General features: G+C 44.1%; 19 protein-coding genes, 4 tRNA genes and 1 riboswitch. Of the genes, 4 read left to right on the top strand and 19 right to left on the bottom strand.

The window, feature by feature from the left end; all coding sequences use genetic code 11:
- Nucleotides 1-79 precede the first annotated feature (79 nt).
- From HNR44_RS16445 to HNR44_RS16410, 8 genes are all read right to left on the bottom strand, one after another.
- Nucleotides 80-1,384 (bottom strand): CdaR family protein, encoded by a 1,305-nt coding sequence (locus HNR44_RS16445; protein ID WP_184405457.1) that lies wholly within the window; start codon nucleotides 1,382-1,384, stop codon nucleotides 80-82.
- Nucleotides 1,377-2,192 carry a diadenylate cyclase CdaA gene (cdaA, locus tag HNR44_RS16440; RefSeq protein WP_184405455.1) on the bottom strand — a complete coding sequence of 272 codons (816 nt, stop codon included), beginning with the start codon at nucleotides 2,190-2,192 and terminating at the stop codon, nucleotides 1,377-1,379. Before cdaA ends, HNR44_RS16445 begins: the two co-directional genes overlap by 8 nt.
- Before the next feature lie 262 nt (nucleotides 2,193-2,454).
- Nucleotides 2,455-3,060 (bottom strand): anti-sigma factor, encoded by a 606-nt coding sequence (locus HNR44_RS16435; RefSeq protein ID WP_184405452.1) that lies wholly within the window; start codon nucleotides 3,058-3,060, stop codon nucleotides 2,455-2,457.
- Nucleotides 3,061-3,077: 17 nt separating this feature from the next.
- Nucleotides 3,078-3,641: an RNA polymerase sigma factor SigW gene (gene sigW / locus HNR44_RS16430; protein WP_184405451.1), complete on the bottom strand. Its 564-nt coding sequence runs from the start codon at nucleotides 3,639-3,641 to the stop codon at nucleotides 3,078-3,080.
- A 249-nt stretch (nucleotides 3,642-3,890) separates the two neighbouring features.
- A tRNA-Gly gene (locus HNR44_RS16425) sits at nucleotides 3,891-3,964 on the bottom strand.
- Between the two features lie 92 nt (nucleotides 3,965-4,056).
- Nucleotides 4,057-4,131, bottom strand: a tRNA-Gly gene (locus tag HNR44_RS16420).
- Nucleotides 4,132-4,141: 10 nt separating this feature from the next.
- Nucleotides 4,142-4,227: transfer RNA gene (locus HNR44_RS16415), tRNA-Tyr, on the bottom strand.
- Between the two features lie 5 nt (nucleotides 4,228-4,232).
- Nucleotides 4,233-4,307 (bottom strand) — tRNA-Glu (locus HNR44_RS16410).
- A gap of 549 nt (nucleotides 4,308-4,856) precedes the next feature.
- Here HNR44_RS16410 and HNR44_RS16405 point away from each other — a divergent pair.
- The gene (locus HNR44_RS16405; RefSeq protein WP_184405449.1) at nucleotides 4,857-5,081 is read left to right on the top strand and encodes a hypothetical protein; all 225 of its coding nucleotides are present in this window, start codon (nucleotides 4,857-4,859) and stop codon (nucleotides 5,079-5,081) included.
- Nucleotides 5,082-5,324: 243 nt separating this feature from the next.
- Complete coding sequence (locus HNR44_RS16400; RefSeq protein ID WP_184405448.1) at nucleotides 5,325-5,519, top strand: hypothetical protein; 195 nt, start codon at nucleotides 5,325-5,327, stop codon at nucleotides 5,517-5,519.
- Nucleotides 5,520-5,676: 157 nt separating this feature from the next.
- Here the strand turns inward: HNR44_RS16400 and HNR44_RS16395 are convergent, their stop codons facing one another.
- The 6 genes from HNR44_RS16395 to nagA form a co-directional block, all read right to left on the bottom strand.
- On the bottom strand, nucleotides 5,677-6,693 hold the full coding sequence (locus HNR44_RS16395) for an NADP-dependent oxidoreductase (protein WP_184405447.1): 1,017 nt from the start codon (nucleotides 6,691-6,693) through the stop codon (nucleotides 5,677-5,679).
- Nucleotides 6,694-7,058: 365 nt separating this feature from the next.
- A complete protein-coding gene (locus HNR44_RS16390; RefSeq protein WP_184405446.1) occupies nucleotides 7,059-8,282 on the bottom strand; it encodes a D-alanine--D-alanine ligase family protein in 1,224 nt (407 codons plus the stop codon).
- A 21-nt stretch (nucleotides 8,283-8,303) separates the two neighbouring features.
- Nucleotides 8,304-9,905, bottom strand: coding sequence for a UDP-N-acetylmuramoyl-tripeptide--D-alanyl-D-alanine ligase (locus HNR44_RS16385; RefSeq protein ID WP_184405445.1), 1,602 nt, complete (start codon nucleotides 9,903-9,905; stop codon nucleotides 8,304-8,306).
- Nucleotides 9,898-10,680, bottom strand: coding sequence for an alpha/beta fold hydrolase (locus HNR44_RS16380; RefSeq protein ID WP_184405444.1), 783 nt, complete (start codon nucleotides 10,678-10,680; stop codon nucleotides 9,898-9,900). Before HNR44_RS16380 ends, HNR44_RS16385 begins: the two co-directional genes overlap by 8 nt.
- Nucleotides 10,681-10,996: 316 nt before the next feature.
- Nucleotides 10,997-11,749: a glucosamine-6-phosphate deaminase gene (gene nagB, locus HNR44_RS16375; protein WP_184405443.1), complete on the bottom strand. Its 753-nt coding sequence runs from the start codon at nucleotides 11,747-11,749 to the stop codon at nucleotides 10,997-10,999.
- A 1-nt stretch (nucleotide 11,750) separates the two neighbouring features.
- Nucleotides 11,751-12,932, bottom strand: coding sequence for an N-acetylglucosamine-6-phosphate deacetylase (gene nagA, locus HNR44_RS16370; RefSeq protein ID WP_184405442.1), 1,182 nt, complete (start codon nucleotides 12,930-12,932; stop codon nucleotides 11,751-11,753).
- A 146-nt stretch (nucleotides 12,933-13,078) separates the two neighbouring features.
- Here nagA and HNR44_RS16365 point away from each other — a divergent pair, with 146 nt between their 5' ends.
- Complete coding sequence (locus tag HNR44_RS16365) at nucleotides 13,079-13,357, top strand: hypothetical protein (RefSeq protein ID WP_184405441.1); 279 nt, start codon at nucleotides 13,079-13,081, stop codon at nucleotides 13,355-13,357.
- A 281-nt stretch (nucleotides 13,358-13,638) separates the two neighbouring features.
- Here the strand turns inward: HNR44_RS16365 and HNR44_RS16360 are convergent, their stop codons facing one another.
- Nucleotides 13,639-14,811, bottom strand: a complete 1,173-nt coding sequence (locus tag HNR44_RS16360; protein ID WP_184405440.1) for a DNA glycosylase AlkZ-like family protein — start codon at nucleotides 14,809-14,811, stop codon at nucleotides 13,639-13,641.
- A gap of 19 nt (nucleotides 14,812-14,830) precedes the next feature.
- Nucleotides 14,831-15,643, bottom strand: a complete 813-nt coding sequence (thiD, locus tag HNR44_RS16355) for a bifunctional hydroxymethylpyrimidine kinase/phosphomethylpyrimidine kinase (RefSeq protein WP_184405439.1) — start codon at nucleotides 15,641-15,643, stop codon at nucleotides 14,831-14,833.
- Between the two features lie 76 nt (nucleotides 15,644-15,719).
- Nucleotides 15,720-15,821: riboswitch (TPP riboswitch) on the bottom strand.
- A gap of 117 nt (nucleotides 15,822-15,938) precedes the next feature.
- On the opposite strand from thiD, the gene cls reads away from it, so the two are divergent.
- The gene (cls, locus tag HNR44_RS16350) at nucleotides 15,939-17,387 is read left to right on the top strand and encodes a cardiolipin synthase (protein WP_184405438.1); all 1,449 of its coding nucleotides are present in this window, start codon (nucleotides 15,939-15,941) and stop codon (nucleotides 17,385-17,387) included.
- A gap of 371 nt (nucleotides 17,388-17,758) precedes the next feature.
- Here cls and HNR44_RS16345 read toward each other — a convergent pair whose 3' ends face one another.
- From HNR44_RS16345 to helD, 3 genes are all read right to left on the bottom strand, one after another.
- Nucleotides 17,759-18,094: a YolD-like family protein gene (locus HNR44_RS16345; RefSeq protein WP_184405437.1), complete on the bottom strand. Its 336-nt coding sequence runs from the start codon at nucleotides 18,092-18,094 to the stop codon at nucleotides 17,759-17,761.
- Nucleotides 18,095-18,105: 11 nt separating this feature from the next.
- Entirely contained in the window at nucleotides 18,106-19,353 is a 1,248-nt protein-coding gene (locus HNR44_RS16340; protein WP_184405436.1) for a DNA polymerase IV, read from the bottom strand.
- 687 nt (nucleotides 19,354-20,040) lie between these two features.
- A complete protein-coding gene (gene helD, locus HNR44_RS16335) occupies nucleotides 20,041-22,302 on the bottom strand; it encodes an RNA polymerase recycling motor HelD (protein ID WP_184405435.1) in 2,262 nt (753 codons plus the stop codon).
- Nucleotides 22,303-22,473 lie beyond the last annotated feature (171 nt).

Below are 22,473 nucleotides of genomic sequence, written 5' to 3'. Positions count from 1 at the left end.
CCCCCTGCTTAGAGGTTGTTCGAAAAAATCCTGGAAATTCTTTATTTAGGGGGTTGCAACAACAGCACACACTTGTAGGCTATTCATCTTCGCCATTATCTGTTATTTCCACTTCCATGCTTTCCACGTCTGTTTCATACATTACATCATTTGGACCTTCAACGTGTACAGGTAGTTCGTCCGTACCCGTCTCTCCCTCTATATCTTCGTCAGTTTCTTCCTCATTTTCAACATCATCTTCGACATCTTCATAATCAAGGTACGGTCGTATCTCCTCTTCGCTTACAGCTTCTAATTCCTCTTCTTCGCCAGAAATGGTCACTTCTAGCGTCTCTTCTTCCTGCGTGACCTCAACGTCTTCAGGAACATTATCAAAATCCACAGGTACTTCGATCATTTCGCTCGCCGATTCGTCGTTTTCAACAGGTTCCCCGTTTTCAACAGAAACCTCTACATTAATGGATTCAGGAAGGATATACTCCACACCTTCAGGCGGGATGACCTCTAATTCAATCGTTTCATTCTCCGTAATCTCAACTAAGTCAAGGGGGCCTGCTTCGACAGCATCGATATCATTGATCACATCCAATGGCCCATAAATCGTGACATTTTCGGTTTCAGGAGATATATCAACCAATTCAAGGTTATCATCAAGGTTGCCTTCGGTAACCACTTCGAGCGGCACCTCTGTGGAAGGCGGGGTAATAGGAACAACAATCTCAACGGTTTCTGGATTTACATCAAAATCCATCTCTTCCCCATAAGGGCCATACACAGAAACATCGACGTTCTCAGTGATCGTTTCATCTGCTTCCCTCACATCAATGAACGCCTGCAAGGACCCTATATCCTGAAGCTGAGACGTCGCCCCATGTACTTCGACTTCTTCCGGCGAAACTTCCGGATCCCCGATCGTGTAACCTTCTTCAATTTCCTCTTCATTCATAATCTCTACTTCCACAGGTAACATTGCTGTTTCTCGCTCTTCCAACGTTACCTGAATCGTATCTGGGACAACTTCTACATTAAGCCCAGATGGGAAATCACTATGTTCAACATTTACATTATGCACGCCAGGGCCTAAACCTTCAAGATCCACGTACACTTCATAATTCGGATTCGTCACTTGAAAAAGTTGCAGAGAGCTCCTTGTCCCGGAGACCTGTACATCAACCACGTCTTCCATCTCAAGAATGGCGTAATCTTCCTCATCATAATAAGCATTGACCTCTACATCTTCAATGGTCAATTGCTCCGAGCTCGCTACTGGAAACATGCCCGGTTGATTCCCTACTTCATCCATATTGACCATTAAAAACAACATAAAGGCGATGACCAACGAAGTGAACCGAAGAAACCAATGATTATTAAAGAGTCTATCCATTTTTACGTCCTCCCCGCTGCCTACGTGACGGACTACTTGTTTTTACACCTTTTAACAGTTGGTTTTCCAACATTTTTCGAAGGCGCTCTTCATCAAGGTCTCGATGAATTTCTCCATTTTTCGTAACGGATATCGCTCCAGTTTCTTCAGATACAATAATCGTGAGTGCATCTGTCACTTCACTTACTCCAATAGCGGCACGGTGTCTTGTCCCCAATTCCTTGGATATAAATGGATTTTCTGAAAGCGGTAAATAACAAGCAGCTGCACTTAGAATATTATTATGAATAATAACAGCACCATCATGGAGAGGGGCATTCGGGATAAAAATATTAATAAGTAGTTCAGATGAAATTTGTGCTTTCACCGGAACTCCTGTTTCGACGTAGTCATTCATTCCTGTTTCATTTTCCAGGGAAATCAAAGCACCAATTCGACGTTTTGCCATGTATTTTAAAGATTTCATTAAAGCATCAATTGTATTAATGGAGTTCTTCTCTTCTGGCGTAGGTCCCCTTCCAAATAAACGGCCGCGTCCCAATTGCTCAAGCGCCCGTCTCATCTCAGGCTGGAAAATAATAATGATCGCTAAAACGCCATATGTAACAACGAGATTCATCAGAAACTGCATGGTTTGTAAACCTAATAAACTACTAAGGAACCAAGCCGCAAGTATGACAATAATACCCTTAATTAACTGGACAGCTCTCGTACCACGAACAATGGTAATTACTTTATATACAACAAACGCCACGAGCAAGATGTCAACAATTCTCGCTAACCACGTTAAAAAATCATCACCAAACATCAGTTTTCCTCCCACTAGGAATTGAAACCGAGAACCCCAAGGGGCCAATACCCTCATTATACCACAGCAAACATGATAAGGATAATTTTGCCACACCTATTCATTATACTCTATTCTCCGCTTCAATATTCCTATCTATCTTTTAAGCACTCATTCATATATAACGATGTAAGGGAGGTTTTGTTACAAACTTTTAGTCGAAAATAATCGCACAATCCCGGCAGAGTATCGGTAAACAGATGTGAAAATATGAGTTCCCAACCTATGAACTTGACCAAGTGTCTTTTGTTAATGTCTTTATCTCATACCAGATCCAGGCAAGCATTTGGTTGATTTCTTCTACATCTCCGGTAACTTGACCCGTGGTGGACATCTCCCCATGAATAACAGTGAGGTCCCCGTGCACTTCACCCTGAACGTCTACATTTCCATTGCGAACAACGAGATCACCTTCGATCATTTCTCCTTCAGGCACAAGAACCGTATTCGTTTCACGAATGACTTCAACGTTACCTTCACCGCTAATGGTGACTTCATCGCTCCCTATCCAAATGAGCCAAAACACAATAGATGAAAAAATAAAACAGACAAGAGCTGCAACAATAAGCGGGTGGTTATGTATCCACGTTTTCCATCTTCTTCTCGGTTTCTTATGCGGAAGGTTGTCCATCACTTTTGAAGTAAATGCAGGAGGAGCTTCAATATGTGAAGCGCTTTGCGTAAGAGCAATGGTTTTCTTGACTTCCTCAAAGTGTTCTTGGCATTTTATGCAATCAGGCAAATGAAGGTAAAACTGGTCTCTTTCTTCTTGTTTCATTTCACCATCGAAGTATCGGCGAATATCGTTTACACTCACAAAACATTCCATGTTGAGCAACCTCCTCATCACCACTTCTTCAGGCGTTTACGCAGCGCTTCCCTGCCTCTATGTACATGCGTTTTCACCGTTGCAACAGGTAGGTTAAGGATTTCGCTCATCTCCTGCAATGACAAATCTTCCATATACTTTAAAATAATCGCGGCACGATACTTAGGAGGGAGTGCGGAAATTTCCTTTTGAATGGAAGCCTGCCACTCTAGCATAACGACTTGTTCATCGGGTAAGACATCTTGTGCGGCTAATTGTGAATATCCATCCAGACCTTCTGTCCCCTCTACTTCAGCATCCAGAGAGTAGTTCGGCTTTCGCTTACGAAGCTTATCAATACTTAAGTTAGTGGTAATCCGAAACAACCAGGTGGAAAATTTACGATTCGGATCATAGCTTGAGAGGTTTGTATACGCACGGAGAAAGGCTTCTTGAGCAATGTCCTGGGCTTCTTGAGAGTTCCCCAACATGCGGTATGAAATTTGATACACCCTGTCCTTAAAGGCATTCACAATTTCCGAAAACGCATCGGTGTCTCCTTCCTGAACCTTTTGAACACATCGCTTCATCCACTCATCCATGAAACATGACCCCCGGCTTCACCACCCAATACAAATACGATGAACATATTCGCAAGGTTTCAAAATAAGTCTCTCTAACATGGTAGCATGGCGCACTGAGTACAGACAGAATTTTTATAAAAAAACCAAGTTTCTTCTAAAATAACTTTTTACGCTTCCGCGAAACCGTGGGAATCGGTTGTCTCTAGACATTGTCTAAAAAAGCATTAAAAAAAAAGCAAAACCATGTTTTGCTTTCATCTTCAACTATGGAGCGGGTGATGGGAATCGAACCCACGTTATCAGCTTGGAAGGCTGAAGTTTTACCATTAAACTACACCCGCATAATGTTATTTTGACTGGAATGCTTAATATTTTACCACTGTTTTCCTCAGGCGTCAATGATTTAAAAATAAACCTTGTCAAACCAAGGTTATGGAGCGGGAGACGGGATTCGAACCCGCGACCCCCACCTTGGCAAGGTGGTGTTCTACCGCTGAACTACTCCCGCTTAATGCAAATGGTGGAGGAGGACGGATTCGAACCGCCGAACTCAGAGAGAGCGGATTTACAGTCCGCCGCGTTTGGCCAACTTCGCTACTCCTCCATGAATGGTGACCCGTGCGGGATTCGAACCCGCGTTACCGCCGTGAAAGGGCGGTGTCTTAACCCCTTGACCAACGGGCCAGTTGCTAACTCTTAAGCTGACAAATTATATTATATGCGTCTGAAAGGTAAAATGCAAGTAGAAATTTAATCATTTCCTAGATTTTTTCGGAGGAAAATCCTTTCCATGATCATCGATCGAAGTAGATTCCATCACGCCGAGGATCATAAAGATTGAATTTAATCATGCCGATCCCCCCGGTATGATATCATAATATACTCCTGCGCAAAACATTTCCTTCAATGATCTCAAACCTCATGACCCATATCATGATTGAAGCAGTCAATTACGGTGTATGAATGCTTCACCTTTTTCATATACCTTTAACTGCGTACCATATCCACGGAAAAGAGCCCCTTTTCCTTCGTGAGAAGGGAATGCTTTCGTGGTGCAAGCAGGATGTTCGCAGCTGGTCTTCACACGCACTTATAAAGAATCTTGGATAAGAATTTTTACAAAAAATAGATAAGTGCTTTTGGAAAGCGACATATAATGTGTTCTTACGACCTTCGATTTTACAAGTTTGAGAAATCAGTCAACAGGGAAGTTTTATAAGGAACAAGAGACTATTGTTTCGCATCACTCACTTCGACTATCATAAAGTTCTTAAAGGGATAACATCAGGTAGAGAAAAAAAGCAAAATGGCGATCTATTATTAGCCATTGAAAATGAGGATTATAAACTCATTGGGTACGTTTTTCTTCAAAATATAGAATATGAACACGGTAGAGCCAGTAGTATTGGCATCCTTCTTGCCCCGAAGCTAGAGGCCAAGGTTTTGGAAAAAATGTAATCAGCTTCGTCTCAATAAATTATATTTGACAACTAGAGGTACGACGATAATGCTTGTGCCCTGTATAAAAAATACCATTTGTAATAGAAGGGCAACTACGGAATCACGCTTATATTGACGGAAATCATTATGACACATATTTTATGGGAATATTGGCATCAGAGTGGAGAGCAGGAGGATGATATTTTATCATATGAGCCATTTCTTGAATGAAAGATTTACTTTTTACTCGGAGGCGGTATAATGAATGGTCCAATGGTTTTATTATTCACTTTAGGTGGATTTGCTGTTTATTTTTTCAGGTATCGATTATGGTTCAAGATGAGCTTCTGTTTGCTCGTGTTTGCGATGGTTTTCTTCATTGCTGTCGTCCCTGAATATATCGGAAACCTTACAGCCTCCCTTTTCGATCTCTTGCAAAAAGGGACCATCACCTAATGTTCGATATAGAGCATTAAAGGATCCTTGAATCATCCTTTGGAATTTCATACCAAAAACCCATTAAAATAGGCAAAGTCACCAGACCTTGCCTGAGAGAACCAGCGCATCTAACCTTCTATGCGCTCTAAATGAAACGCTGCGCCACCATTACAGGCTACTTCTCCCCGTTTGGCGCTGCGACTTTCACTAATTGCTTTCCTATATTTTCACCGGTAAATAAACCGAGAAACGCATCAGGTACTTGATCAAATCCTTCATGAATCGTTTCTTCAAACAAAATATCTCCTGACTGAACGAGCGAGGACAACTCGCGATAAGCTTCGGAAAAATGTTTTGCAAAATCACCGACGATGAAACCTTGCATTTTTACTCGGGATTTTATAAAGGGCCCTTGCACACGTAAACCAATGTCTTTTTCTCCTTCTGCCAAATTGTATGACGCGATTGCACCGCATAGCGGAACACGAGCAAACGTATTAAGCTGCGGCCAAACCGCATCTGAAATCTCGCCACCCACATTCTCAAAATAAACGTCAATACCATCGGGGCATTTCGCTTTTAACGCATCGCTTACATTTTCTTCTTTATAATTGACAGCATTATCAAATCCTAGCTTTTCCACTATATAGTCGGCTTTCTCCCTTGAGCCAACAATGCCAGTGACACGGGCCCCGCGTTTTGCTGCCAGTTGCCCTGCAAGTGAACCAACGGCTCCAGCTGCGCCAGATACCACAACGGTCTCCCCTTCTTTTGGCTCACCAATATGATACATTCCAAAATATGCAGTTAAGCCAGGCATTCCAAGAACGCCAAGCGCTGATGAAATCGGAACTCCATGCACATCCACCCGTCGTAATTCATCCGGTGAAACCGCGATATACTCTTGCCAAGGTAACGCACCTGTCACGATATCCCCCGTATTCAATACGGAACCATCTGATTCAATAACTTCTGCTACTATTCCCCCATTTAAAGGCTTACCCACCTGAAAAGGCTCCACATACGAAGGAAGATCTGACATCCGCCCGCGCATATAAGGATCCACAGACAAATACAGCGTCTTTAATAGCACCTCTCCGCTTTTTTGAGCAGGAACGTCCACTTCTTGATATTGAAACGTATCTTTTGTCGGCATACCATCGGGTCTTTCATGTAATATAATTTGCCTCATGATAATTCCTCCTGAATAGTGATTCTATAATCTGTTCCCAATTACTCTCCCCTTTAAACTAGTGCAATGCTTCAAAAGTTCTTTCCCGTCCATTGAAAAATTCTTGGGCGAATGATCGAGCGCGAGCGAAATGGTTTTTTCGGCGCAGCAACACGCTTATTCAGCGCACAACCTAGATGATTCGGCGCGCTAGGCATTTTATTCAGCGTTTGAGGAACTTTTTCGGCGCGGCGCGCAGCTTTAGTCCTTCATCTTATAGCATTAGAAAACTTGGCTTTTCGTCAAGCTTTTATGGGGAAATCCTTATCTGCTAAAAAAAACTGGTTCGGGAAAACCCCCGTACCAGCTTTTTATACAGCGTATATTTAGCGCTTATTTCCACCTTGTTTCCCGCCTTTTCCATTGTTGTTTCCTTGTAGCGAGAACAAGTTGGAGTCAATAGAGAACGTTAAGCGTTCCCGGTTCCGTTCGCGTTTAAGTGCTAGTTGAATCATTTCATGAGTGAGTGCCGTAAAATCTTTCCCAACAGGCTCCCATAGGTAAAATGAAAGTGATCCTGGGATCGTGTTAATTTCATTCACATACACTTTTTCGTCTTTTTTATCAATCATGAAATCAATCCGAGCCACACCACTGCCACCGAGAATCCGAAATGTATCTTTGGCTAACGTACGAATTTCCTCTGAAAGTTCCTCAGAAACCGGGGCCGGGATGATCCGGTCAGTGCTTTCCATCCCACTGCCGCCTTTTGTGCCCGATTGATCTCCTTTGCCTCCGGAGCCTCCCTGATATTTATCCGCGTAACTTAAGATATCTTCGGTTTTCAGCACTTCTTCTAAAGCGGACGTTTTCATTTCCTCGGGGTCTCCAAGTACCGAGCAATTTACTTCCGTCAAGTTGGAAATTAAAGGTTCTACAACAAGTTTGGGGGCAAACGTTAGTGCTTCTTCCACAACTGACTCAAGTGAACCGCTGTCTCTTGCGATGCCAATACCGACACTTGAACCAAGGTTTGCAGGTTTGACGATGACGGGATAACCCAGGTTTTCTTCAATCTTACTTTGCAGCGCTTCCTGTTGCTCTGCCCATTGATGCTGGTAAAACCAGACATCTTCAAGCACAGGCACCCCTTCATCTCTTAGCATCTGCTTCATTGTAATTTTGTCCATTCCGGCTCCAGAAGCCGCGACGTCACAGCCTGTATATGGAACATTTAACAATTCAAAGAATCCTTGCAGCGCACCGTCTTCACCAAATGTTCCATGCAGTACAGGAAAGGCAACATCAATTTGCGCGACGTCTCTTTTTCCAAACTTTGGGACTGGTTTTTTCTGCAAAACAACCCCGCCGTTATCAGCAGCGACGGGGGTAACCTTTTGCACCTCCTGCAACAGACCGTCCAAATCTTTATAGGCTTCAATATCGGTCAATCGTTCACCGGTATACCAAGTCCGGTCTTTTGCCATATAGATGGGAATCGGTTCATAGCGATTGAGATCCATCGCGTCGATGGCTTGCAACCCTGAAATCACGGAAACTTCATGTTCAACCGAGATCCCCCCGAAAAACACACCAACTCTTGTTTTCATAAGTTTTTTCCTTCCCCCAAACTATTCATTGAACGTATCAGGCAAATCATTTTCCAATAAAACAACTGAAGATTGATCGGCCGTCACCTCACGCATTTTTTGCAACGCATCATGCAAGTCAAAAGCGACATAGGATTGCGCCTCCGGGTACCCAGCTTCCACTAAGCCGTCTTGAAGCGGCCGTGTCTGCTTTTTGCCGACGAGAATAATAAAATCACAGACTTCAGCAGCTTGATGGGCCAGCGTTTTATTCAGTTCATATTCCCGATCGCCCAGCTCGATCATTCCAGGTGTTACAAGTAATTTCTTCTCAGGCATGGAACCAAGCACTTCAACAGCCATTTTAGCCCCAGTGGGGTTAGAGTTAAAGCTATCATCGATGAGCGTCAATTGCTCGCTTGTTTTCCTCAACTCGAGACGGTGGGGGACCGGGTTCACGCCCTTGATCGCGCGGGCCATCTTTTCGAGCGAAATATTTTTCTCCGAGCCGATCGCAATGGCCGCCAGAATATTATAGATGTTATGCCGCCCCAATAATCTTGTCTCAATCTGGACGTTCGTGCCATCATATTTTAAAACTGTAAATGTCGTTCCCTTCGCTGAATACTGAATGTCTTTTGCTCGGTAATGTAAATCATCGGCATCAATGCCGTAATACATGGTCCGGCAATTATTCTTTTGCTGATAGGAGTTGATATTTTCATCGTCTTTATTGAGAAAAGCCGTGCCATTATTAGGCAGCGTTTCAACGAGCTCAAATTTTGTTTTCTTAATATTGTCGAGGGTTTTAAACGTTTCTAAATGCTGCTCACCAATGGCTGTAATGATCCCGTATTTTTGATGAACAAGCTCACAAATATCCTGAATATCATGCTCCTGCTTCGCACCCATTTCGGCAATAAACAGTTCGTGATAGGGTTTCAGGTACGTACGGATCGTCCTTGTTACACCCATTTTTGTATTATAGCTTTCTGGCGTCATCAACACGTTATATTCGCTTGCTAACACTTCTTTTAAAATATGCTTTGTACTGGTCTTTCCATAACTTCCAGTCACACCAATCACTTCAAGATCGGGCGATGAACGAATGATTTTTTCAGCATCATTAAAATAATATTGATGGACTTGGGATTCAATGGGCATATTAATCGTATTGGCGATCAACACCATAAAATAAGATAGGAAATTAGAAAGCACAAGAATAAGCAAAAACCAGGCAAGAGCAAACGTGTCATTAAAGCCAATCAGTAAGGAAAGGGCCATAACGAGCACATAGAGCACCCCTGTTGTCATAAATAGCCGCTTGACGCGAGGAGTGATGGCAAGCTTCTTCTTCTCTGCGGTTTTCGGGCGATTGACGGTCAATAAAATATAGCTAGCAATCGCCCAAATCATGGCTAGCCAGAACCACCAGGAACCCCATAACGGTAATAAGAATACAAAAGATAATGCCGGCCAAATATCACGGAGATAAATCGCCTTTTCCGGATGTTCTTTCATCCAGCGAAAATAACGTTCATTCCGATAGGAATTAAGCTGCAACATGTGTACATTTTTTTTGATACGAACCGTGTTATAAACCGCCCAGGCGACGATGAGTAAAATAATAAGTAGACTATTCATTCGTCTTTCGGGCCTCCTTATCTTTATCCAGGAAATGGTTCAGGATAATCAAAAATTCTTGGAGGTTATCAAGATAAGCATAATGACCTGCGCCCTTTAAAACGACAAGACCAGCGTCCGGGATCTTTTCTTCCATGGTTCTCCCATCGGACACAGGTGTAGCGTCGTCGTGCTCACCCCAAACGAGCAGAGAAGGCACTGATATTTTGGGTAAATAGTGTTGTAAATCTTCATTTACCACTTTCACAAGCGTTTGCTGCATGACACCTGATACATTCTGATAATCTGTAGAACCTAGTCTCTTCTTTACGTTTGCAAGAATATCATCTTTACGAGATTTTAAGCCTGGCAAATTCAAAACTAATTTACTTGCTTTATATGTATAAACCTTAGCATGATATTTCCAACTGCGCTTCGGTTTAATCCCTGCGCTATCCACTAAAATGATTTTATGAACGTCACGATCAGAAGCATAACGAATCGATACCCTGCCTCCAAATGAATGACCAATTAAGATTGGGCGCTCAATCCCATTTTCTTTAATAAATGTGTCTAACATATTCGTATAGTCATCTACACTCCACGGCTCCGGTGGTTCCGAGCTTTCGCCAAATCCTGGAAAATCAATCGACCAAACGGTAAAATACTGCTCAAGATTACGGTGAACAGGAGCAAACGTATCAATATTGGCTCCCCAGCCATGTAAAAGAAGCACATCTTTCCCCTGACCCGAGCGATGGTAGTGAACCTGGCTGCCATTTATATCTATAAACACGTGAATACGCCCCATTCTTATCTTTCATGCGTCCAATTTTTTCATCGAACCAACATCATTACATATCATATCATAAATTGTGTCGTATGAAGACACATTTTCTTACAAAAAATGTGGCTCTTGATTGACCCAATGATATACCTATGAACCAACAACTTGACTTATGAGGCTCAAGGAAACGATCCACTTGCTGAATAAACGTATACTGGGCTCGCCCGGTAGGTAGTAACGTACGAGGTCAACAACCGCCTTTCACCTAGCCTATAAATCCTCCCAGTCGTTATTCCCTAGGTCCAACTCCTCTTTTACCTTGATTCTATTCATAGCGAGTGATCCTCTCTTGTGGCAGACGTAAGGCGGCCTTTTCATCGACGAGAACAGTGACTGCCGGGTGCTTTTGCAAAACAGTGGCCGGAAAAGCGCTGGTTATCTCTCGACAAACCATATCTTTGACGGCTTCAGCCTTATCAGCGCTTGACACGAGTACAAGCACTTTCCTCGCTGATAAGATGGTCTCGATCCCCATTGTAATTGCTCTCTTTGGTACATCCTCTTTCTGCTCAAAAAAGCGGGCATTGGCCTCTCTTGTTTCGTTATCAAGTTCGATAATGTGGGTCCTTGAAGCAAAAGAAGTCTCTGGCTCATTAAATCCAATATGACCATTGTGACCAAGACCTAAGATCTGTAAATCGATCCCCCCAGCTTCGTGAATGAACGCCTCGTATTTTTTGCATTCTGCTTGTAAGTCAGAAGCATTACCATCCGGCAAATGGATATTCTCAGGCGGGATGTCAATGTGGTTAAACAATTGTTTGTACATATATGAATGGTAACTAAGGGAGTGATCGGTTGGCAGCCCAATGTATTCGTCAAGATTAAAGGTCCGTGTTTCTTGAAAGGAAAGATTACCAGCGGCGTATTCTTCAATGAGGGCCTGATACATTCCTTCAGGGGTCCCCCCGGTAGCTAACCCTAGTACACTATTAGCTTTTGACTGCACCTGCCCGCTTACCATTCGACAGGCCTGGGTGCTTAAACTTTCGTAGTCTTTTACGACAATAACGTCCATGTTACCACTCCTTATCCTCATACGCCAATTGCCCTCGGCACCAGGTATTTTTAACCTTCCAACGGTTATTTAATAGTACGATATCCGCATCCATGCCGGGTTGTATAGCGCCTTTTCGTTCCGAAACCCCAAGTGTTTCTGCCTGATTGGCAGACGTCATCTTCACCAATTCATGAAGAGGTGCATCCGTAAATTGATGCATACGACAAAAGCAGGTTTCCATCGTCGCGATACTTCCCGCGAGAGTGCCGTCAGCTAAAACCGCCTGTCCATTTTCAACGGTAACACCTTGTCCACCTAAGTCATATGTTCCGTCTTGCAAACCTTTCGCCCTCATACTATCGGTAATCAACATCAAATTCTGCGCGCCGATCGCCCGATAAGCTGCCACCACCGCCGCTGGTACGCTATGCAATCCATCGACAATCAGTTCAGTCATAAGCGATTCAGTTGAAAAAGCAGTACCAACCACGCCGGGCTCCCGATGATGAAATCCCCTCATTCCGTTAAAGAGGTGCGTCACATGTTTTGCCCCCGCTTTTACTGCGTCCTCTACCTCGGTTTGCGTTGCATCAGAATGACCAATGGAAGGAATCACTCCTGTTTCGTTAAAATGCTTCGTTAAAGCATCCCCGCCCGGAATCTCCGGTGCATATGTGCTAATTAGAATGTTCTGATCCGAGGCCTCCTGAAACATCTGGAATTTTTCAACATCCCCGTTTTGGAGGTGTTCTTGCGGCTGCGCACCTTTTCTTTTTACATTGATAAAAGGACCTTCAAGGTGAATGCCAAGAAGTTCAGCCTGCCCACTGTCTCCTTGAAAAAAGGCGGCATGTTCCAGCGCGCGTTTGGTTTGATCTTCCGCCTGTGTAATCGTCGTTGCCAAATACGACGTCGTTCCTTCTGAGGGCAATTGCCTCCCTAATGTTTCAAACACACCCTGTTCTGCATCCATAACATCAACGCCATATCCACCATGGATATGGATATCAATAAATCCAGGAATAGCGATATCGTCCTTGTCATAGCGTATACGCTTAACACCTGGGTAATCATTCTCTGCGAGGTTGGCGCCGACACTTTTAATCTTCCCAGATTCCATCAGAAGATAGCCATTTTTTATGGTTCGATCACGAGTTACGACTTTCATTCCGTATAAAATCATCGTTTCAGCCCCGTCCATAAATACCGCGTCACCCTTTCTTTTATAGGATAATCCTATCACTGTATCGTAATCTATACCAATATTTCATGTTTATCAGCAAACGCCTTAGGGAAACATTTTATAGGACAAAGGATATATTTGACCGCAATGAGGAGGAACTAATCATGAAAGTAGATGCATTAAGAACAAAAGATGGAAAAGTATTTAACTTCCGCCGTGGAGATGTGGAAGTCACCGATAACGAAAATTGGACAGCAACTTTTTACGGAGTGGAAGAACAAAACCTCCTCTTCGACGCTGTCAGTTCAAAGGACCCTATGTATTTCATTTTTGAAACCGATGACGGTTCATTTGAGGGTCGCGCCATCGTCGCTGATATCGACAGCGCTTCTAAAGAAAATGTCGTTAAGCTTGAAAGTAGCGGCAGCCTCCAGCAACAATAAACTTATAGTGCGTGTTCAAAAAGGTTAGCTTATCGCCACAAAATAGCGAGTCTAGATTTCCTTATACTCTGGAGTGCAAGGAAGCCCGTCTCGAGCATCCTGCTTGCACCACGAAAGTATGCACTTCTCACAAAGGAAAAGTGGGTTTCTTTTCAAAGGAGCAAAGCGCCAGCGTGTCCCGGACTTTTTGAACATCCTCTTATTTCGAAAAAGCAGGGACTGTTAATGTTCCTGCTTTTTTCGATATGTGATGCGTTTTATTTTAGACATAGGAAGAACGCCTACAGTTTTTTTGTAAGCTGAACATCAGCGGCACCTAAGCGTTTCCCTAATCGTATAGCCGCTCGCTCCACTTGTTGAGCGCGTGTTTTTGACCATGAACCTTCTTCGTGGATCGTAATCGTTAGAACTTTTTTCGCTCGATCCATCCATGGGTCTGCACGCCCAATCAATTGATCCCCCATTAAAATTGGCAATGTATACGGCCCATATCGCCTTTTCGACGGAGGAATATAAATTTCCCATCGATAAGTGAAATCGAACAAATCCTCAATTCGTTCTCTTCGCCACATAATGTTATCTAAGGGCGGTAAAAAAGTAACCGTGTTTGTTCCCTTTTGACGACCAGCTTCAAAAGCGATTAACTCATCGACATCCTCTTTTAATACCGCGTATTCTCTAGATACATCTTCAATTTCCACAGGGATGAGCGTACCATTGGTCATGAGCTCGTCCATCTTCTTCTGTCGCTTCGCTGCTTTCATTCGTTGCCAGCCAAAGCGGGGGTCACTCCCATCAATCAGGCGATAGGCTCGTAAATACTTATAAACCAGTCGCTCGTTTGCTTCTTTTTCACTTAGCTCTTCTGATTCACGCTGATATTGATCAGGAATCACGTCCTGACTTAATGCAAAATAACGTTCAGACCCATGACGGCCGCATACTTGAATTTCTCCCGTCTCGAAGAGCATCCGCAGTACGTGACTTGTTTCCTTCGTCTTTGCATTCGCAGGACGATCCCAGGCACCGACAACTTTTTTATCAGATGCGAAAGCTTTTGACGGTAATGGCCCCCGATTTGCCAGCTCATCATAGATGGTCTGGATACGATCCTTATACAAATATCTCTTGTCGTTCCAATCTTGGACGCTTTCCTTTCTTTTCGCTTTAAAAAGCGGAAAATCTTCCATAGGAATAAGGCAGGCTGCGTTCGCAAAGTACTCAAACGCTCCCCGATCGCGCAGATGCCGCTCCATATCTGAGCGTTCATATCTTTTTAGACGATTAAAGAATACAAAATGATGATTGCGCTCGATAATGGCCACAGGGTCCAACTGTACACATTCCAAATAACGGAGTGCCGTTGCCACATTTTGATCGACCGCACCCCCAAGACCTAATTTTGTAATCAAAAACTGGCGGGCGCCCTTTTTACTCACTTTGATCGCCTTCATCTACGTTTCTCCTCTTGAATCAAGTTGATTGAATCGCTGACCACCGATGACCCCAATGATTCGTGGGACCTTGTCCTTTCCCGATATTTAAAGGGTTGGATATGGCGGCCGTAATATACGCTTTTCCATCTGAAACCGCGTCATAGAGACTTTTCCCATTCGCAAGCCCTGCGGTAATTACCGCCGCATACGTGCAGCCGCTGCCGTGAGTATGCTTCGTATCAAAGCGCTCCGCGGAAAATTTCTCGAACGTTCCGCCGTCGTACAAGTAATCATCGGCTTCACCTTCATAGTGCCCGCCTTTAATTAAAGCAGCTTTCGCTCCATATTCCTCTACAAGCACACGACCTGCTTCTTTCATATCACTAACCGTTTTGATCGTCCTTTTCGTCAGCATCTCCGCTTCTGGCAAATTTGGTGTAACGACCGTTGCCAACGGAAGAAGCTCTTTGGCGACCGCAACCCTCGCCTCTTCAGAAATAAGCTCATGTCCACTTGACGCAATCATGACGGGGTCGAGCACATAGTTGGCTACACGTGCTTCTTTTAATTTTTGTGCTGTAAGGTTCATCACTTCAGGTGTTGAAAGCATTCCGGATTTCACTGCATTGGGATGAATGTCTTCGAATACGGCATCGAACTGGCTTTCTACAAAATCAAGCTCGAGATCAACAAAAGACTTAACACCGAGCGTATTTTGACTGACCACCGATGTAATGACACTCATGCCATACACACCGATTTCCTGAAATGTTTTTAAATCTGCGTGGATCCCTGCACCTCCACTCGGGTCCGTACCTGCAATGGTTAACGCTTTCGCGATTTCTGTCATGTCTGTTTCCCCCTCTATTAAAAAAGCCACCCGGCGAAGGTGGCGGAAATATGAGCAGGAAACTTACGTAAATCTCTGCGTCTCATCGCCACTTTCCTCCGCCGGTATTCTCGGATCAGGTTCAAAGGGTTGAAGTTCATCTTCTCTCAGCGCTTTTCGCGCACCCCTAGTGGTTTTTCTCCTTTCTTTATCATAGCATAGTTATAGTCAGTTGTGGGTATACTTCTCACTTCTGAGGAAAGACATGGCTTAGCCAATCATGATAATATGGAGAAAGGGAAATACGGGGGTGACTATGGAAGTTTTCTCAATTTTATTCGGGTTATTAGTATTTATTAATATCGTATTTGGCGCTATTATCGTCTTTATGGAACGACGCGATATCCAAGCCACCTGGGCCTGGCTGCTCATTCTTACATTTATCCCCTTCCTCGGATTCGTGCTGTATTTGGTGCTCGGTCAAAACTTAAGTCGAAAGCGTTTGTTCCATTGGGATGGCATTGAAAAAATTGGTTTAAAAGATTTAATTACTGAGCAATTGCGTACCATGAATGACAATAGCTTTGATTTTCGGTGTGAAACATCAAGCAATAGCCGTAACTTGATCACGATGCTTCTACGAAGCGATGGTGCTGTATTAACCCAAGACAATGACATTGATGTTTTTACAGACGGGGTGGATAAATTTTCGCAATTACTAGCTGATATTGCAGCTGCGAAGGATCATATTCATTTACAATATTACATATTCCGGAACGATAATATCGGTCAGCGCATTATCCGGCTCCTCACAGAGAAAGCCCAGGAAGGGATAGAAGTTCGCGTACTCTACGATGATATGGGATCGAGGAAGCTTTCCCGCAAGCACTTTCGCGCGCTGGCTGAAGCGGGCGGTGAGGTCGGGGTGTTTTTCCCTTCTCGTATTCCTTATATAAACTCCCGGCTCAATTACCGCAATCACCGCAAGATGGTCATTATTGATGGAGCAATCGCATATGTCGGCGGGTTTAACGTCGGTGATGAATACTTGGGGCATAGCAAAAAAATGGGCTACTGGCGCGACAGCCATTTACGTTTGCAAGGATCTGCCGTCAATGCGGTACAAACCCGCTTCATTCTCGATTGGAATCAAGCTTCTAAAAATCACGAGATAGAATATGCCCCCCGCTTTTTTCTAGAGCAAAAAACAAAAGGAGATATCGCTGCGCAAATCGTCTCGAGCGGCCCCGATTCTGAGTGGGAACAAATTAAAAACGGTTATATTAAAATGATCACATCCGCCCATGAGTCTGTATTTATCCAAACACCTTATTTCATCCCGGATGCCAGCCTCCTCGATGCCTTACGCATTGCCGCCCTTGCTGGCAAGGATGTTCGCGTTATGATTCCAAACAAGCCGGATCACATTTTCGTCTATTGGGCGACATATTCCCACATGGGAGAACTCCTTAAGGCCGGCGTGCGTTTTTATATTTATGAAAAAGGTTTTATTCATTCAAAAATGATCGTCGTCGATCACAGCATCGGTTCGATTGGCACCGCGAACATCGATATGCGCAGCTTTCGTCTGAATTTCGAAGTGAACGTTTTCTTATATCATCAAGCAACGGGTGAAAAATTAGCGGCGATTTTTGAAGAAGATCAGAAAAACTCTTCTGAAATGACCCAACAACGTTACCATGACCGGGGAATGTGGATCCGTTTCAAGGAATCAATCTCCCGCTTACTCTCACCGATTTTGTAACCAAAGGACAACATGAAAGGGCGGATCTGCGGAAGGCTACGAACACCCTTCCGCTATTCTGCTTTCATAGACACCCACGATACCAACAAAATGGCTGAGAGAACGTGACAACGGTGAATAAGATTCCTAACATATCATTCAGCCTTTGCTCTGTCGTTTGTATCGTGCACGATGGCTGAATCACTCACTCCAACATTTAGTGAAATATCCCTCTATGCACCTCATATTGACATTTTCGATATTTGTGGTGCCATGAGTCGTTTATGACACCGCTTTTTGATCAATGATCCCTCTAAGCGGTGAAATGCGTCACCTTTTTTTTAACAGGGGCTACAATGATCGCAGAGAGCCCCCTTCTTATCAAAAATCGATCATTCCACGTTGACAATCGCCGAAAAATCGAGGTAATACGCTTCCCCGTCTTCCGCATGTACACGGAATTGTTTGAATGTATGGTCGATGAACTGACAAGTGCCTACTACCTTGTAAACGGCCCCGTTCTCCCAATACGTAAAGACGAGGGAAGCGTTTTCATTCATCCCTTCCCTAAGTACCCATTCAATTTCAGACCAGCGCTGCTCATCAAGCAGCGGCCGAGCCACCTTTTGTTGCTGCTCGCGATAACACAGCCATTGCTCCCGGTGTTCTGGCAATATCATCCGGCTGCTTTCCCACCGCATATTACTTCCAGGCGTTAACTTATTCATCACAATCCCCCCTATTTATAATGGCCGCCGAGCTTTTGGGCACGCAGTAGCGCTTGCCCTCCCGCGGTCAAGGAGGACGCCCGCAGCACAGCTGCCGAACCATATTTATTTTTCAAATCATCCACGGTATGGTTGAGCATTTCCCGGTCCCGCTCGGGGTAAAATAAGCTCAGCTGCCGCTCTTCATCTGTCGTTAACCCATCGAGGCTGACGCCAAGACTTCGTACTGGATCACGATTCCAATGAGTCAAGAATAACTTTTTCACCGTCTCGTAAATCACATTCCCATCATTGGTGAAGTCATAGAGCTTGACCTGACGGTGAAAACCTGAAGGCCGATCGAAAAAATCATGCCCGCGGGCACTTACGGTCACCGTCGTCCCGAGATAATGGTTCGCCCGCACACGCCGAGCCACTTCCTCACTTAATTCCAAAAGAACTACCTTAATTTCGTCCCACGACCGATAATCCCGCGGCAACGTCATGTGGTGCCCGATCGCTTTTCTGCGAATATGGGTGTCAATAGTAACAGGTGACTCATCCCTACCGTGCGCTGTCCGAAAGAGCAACTCCCCGTTAACACCCCAGCGTTTTCGTAAATCAGTCAGGTTTGCCCGCGCCAACTGCCCGATCGTACGAATACCCATGTCCTGAAAATGACGGGCCATCCGCATGCCCACGCCGAACATGGAACCGACCGAAAGCGGCCACAGTTTCTCCTGCAGGTTATTTTCATGAAGATGGAAGACGCCGCCAGGCTGTTTTTTTGAAAAATGATCGCACGCCATTTTCGCCATCACTTTGTTCGGGCCAATGCCGACACGAGCGACGACCCCCGTTTCACGGTAAATTTTTGTGATGATCATTTCCGCAGCCTCTTCAGCGGTCCTGCCCAATCCAGGAAGGATATTCGTCATTTCCACGAAGATTTCATCAATACTATATGGTTCTACTTCATCGGTGAAAGACTCTAACGAAGCCGCGATACTCACCGACACATCAAGATACAACTGCATGCGCGGCTTCACTACCACAAGATAAGGGCATTTACTTTCCGCTTCCCATAACGCTTCTGCCGTTTGCACACCCCATTTCTTCGCCAGAGGACAAGCGGCAAGGATGACCCCGCTGCGAATTTTCGGATCTCCTGCAACCACGACAGGTTGATCATCCAAACTGCTATTCTCCACCTTTTCAATACTTGTAAAAAACGACTGCATATCGATGAGAAAAACCGTTCTTGAATGCTGCGCCACCATGATACGAATGTCACCTCTTACGAGAACTAATGTTCTACACAACAGTATAGCAAACTCTTGTTCGTTTTATAACTAGAAATTACTGGGAACAAAAAAAGACGCCGCTTATGCGCGACGCCTCCGTACTATTCTACCTCAGTAATTGTTCCTTCTTTATCTACAGCAGCATTGATCGAAATCTCTTCTAGGTATTGATACACAATCTGATTATCGTGAACAAATAAGGAACAAAATCAACAAAAATCTCGCCATCGTCAAACGTTAAGTTCAACACGCCGGTTTCGGCTGAGTGGCTTTGCTTACATAATAAGGAAACAAAAAATTTCCCAGTGAGTAAGACACCGGAACTACGCTTGGACTAAGTCATATATGCTTCTACACGGATACTCGCTCAATGTTATACATCATTAAACCACCGTAGAAGTAACCCTACATCGGACTTAGGGGTATAAGCGTGTACACATGTCAACCAAAAGAGGCTTTTCCAAAAGGGCCTCCTTCAATCGGCTCTTCTTCCCTTTCAGAGGGAAGATCCAATATTTCGGCGCAATCCTTCGTTTTTCGGCGGAAGCAAGCGAGAATTCAGCGCACAGCACGATTATTCGGCGCTAAGGCTAAGGAATTCGGCGAAAGTGCTTTCACCGGCGCAAATATTTTTGAGACATCGCCTTGATTTTAGCCTGCGACTTAACTTTCCTGAGAAAGACCGGTAATAAAAGGCGACGGCTGACCATTTGTATAGAGGTAGAGCTCATGCATCGCACGTGTACATGCCGTATAAAGCAAATAGCGATCCCGTTCCTCGTGATACTTGTTTGAAGATGCATCATCAATGACCACTACATCGAACTCGATACCTTTGGCAAGGTAAATAGGCAAGACCATCAATTCTTCCTTAAAATCAGTCGTGTGTTCATTGATGAGTTGTGCATTAAGGCCTTTTTTCTCGAGCCACTGCCATACTTGCTCACTTTCAGCAAACGTTTTGGTAATAACCGCGATCGTTCCAGGGGCGCGTTTTTGCAAATCTTCCACCATAGAACCTAACGACTGTTCATGCTGTTCTAAGCTCTCTGTTTTTATGATTTCAGGCCTAGGACCTGAACGTTCAAATGATTCAATTTGTTCTCCGTTCGGAATCAGTTGCTTTGTAAACTCTACAATGGGTTGTGTCGAGCGATAACTTCTCAAGAGAGTGATCGTTTCCTGGTTTTTCTCAGCGGCTTCTTGGACAAGGGGGGAATATCCAGCGCTTGTATGGGCATGAACCGCCTGATTTACATCCCCCAACAAAGTCATTCGGGTATAGGGAAACAAGTTTTGCAAATATCGGATTTGAATCCCCGAGTAATCTTGAGCCTCATCAATGAATATATGACGAATATCTGCGTATGCAGGCCGGCCTTTTAACTGATCTTCAAGAAAGAAAAAAGGGGCGGCATCTTCCCAATGCATCTCCTTATTTTGAAAGGCATAGACCGTTTCTTCTGCAATCACTTTATTTTCTTGCCAACGATAAAACTGGATATATAATGATTCCACATCTAATAAATCAAAAGCTTCGATTTTCCTTCTTAACGGTTTAACCTTACGACGCACAACAAGCTTACGTAATAGTTCCTCTTCCGACATTTGATCATTAAATGTCTGATGAACCTTCTCATACGCACGCCTATATGTTTCCTGATCTAACATCTCCATTTCTTCATCGACCCAAGCTTTATACCGTTCCTCTCTCTCCGTAATTCTTAGCATCGTTTGGAGCCACTCGGCCACCAGCTCCAGACGATTGGGGATGGAGATATTTACGTCAAGTCGATAGAAATATTCCTGTAACTGATTCTTGGACACCCAGATATCTCCTAAGAGAAATAAATCTTTAAAAATAAGACCGGCATCAGAAAGAGAAGATAAATAGGCATCCAATTGCTCGCCAAGCTGCGGACTCGTTTTAATCTCTAAACCTCTAGAACGAACAGAGTTTTCCTGCTCCGATAAAAAATACTCCAGATGGGCATAGGGGCTTTCCAATTGCCAACCTTTCGCTAAACGTTTCTGAAAGTGCTGATGCAGCGTCGTTTGCTGGAGATTCTCTTCGCCTAATTCAGGCAATACATTGGAAACATATCTATTGAAAAGGGGGTTTGGTGAAAATAACACCATATTGCCAGCATTCATTTTCTCCCGGTGCTTATAGAGCAAGTAAGCCACACGCTGCAAAGCTGCTGACGTTTTTCCGCTGCCTGCAACCCCGTGAACGATGAGGGTTTTGCTTTTTTCATTACGAATCACTTGATTTTGCTCCCGTTGAATGGACGCCACGATACTCTTCATTTGCGGGGATGATTGCTGTCCGAGCAATGACTGCAGCAGTTCATCACCAATCGTGAGCCCGGTATCAAACATCCCCTCGAGCTTTCCCGATTTAACGATGTACTGACGCTTTAACGTAATCTCTCCTTCTACTCCACCGTCCAATGTAGGGTAATGGGCACGCCCAGGTGCAAAATCATAGTACATGCTAGAGATCGGAGCCCGCCAATCATAAATCAAGAATTCCTCATCGTTCTCATCCATTAATGAGGCGATGCCTATGTATACAGATTCAGCTTCTGTATCCCCATCTTCCCTAAAATCAATCCGGCCAAAATAAGGGGCATCTTCCAACCTTCTTAATGTCTTGGATTGTTGATGGAAAAGGCCGTGACTGCGTTCACGTTCGCTGAGCAACTCTGCGCGCTGCTTCATACTTGCCTGCGTTTCGATAACATCATCTGGTTCGTCAAGATTGACCGTCACATCATCCCAAAATGTCTGCCGTAGTTCTAGAACATCCTCTTTTAGTTCCGATATATCCTCTTGCAGCTGCTCCTTTTTCTTTTGAATTTGAGAGATGACGGTTTGCAGCCTAGCTTTCTCTTCGTCCCATTCCTTATGTTCATCGCTCACCTAATCATCTCCTTATTTGACATATTTCCAATAATATAGTATAATAGAAGGGTGTATTTAAATTGTTTGTTAAGGTCTATTTTCAACGACATTCATTATATCACGATTTATAAGCGTTTCAAAATGAATCTGCACACATACGCTTGGGTTTTGGCTCAAGCGTCTTTTTCA

The sequence above is a fragment of the Geomicrobium halophilum genome (assembly GCF_014207655.1).
GTDB lineage: Bacteria > Bacillota > Bacilli > Bacillales > Marinococcaceae > Geomicrobium > Geomicrobium halophilum.
The sequence above is the reverse complement of the archived record's forward strand: the minus strand, read 5'-3'. Positions and strand labels throughout refer to the sequence as shown.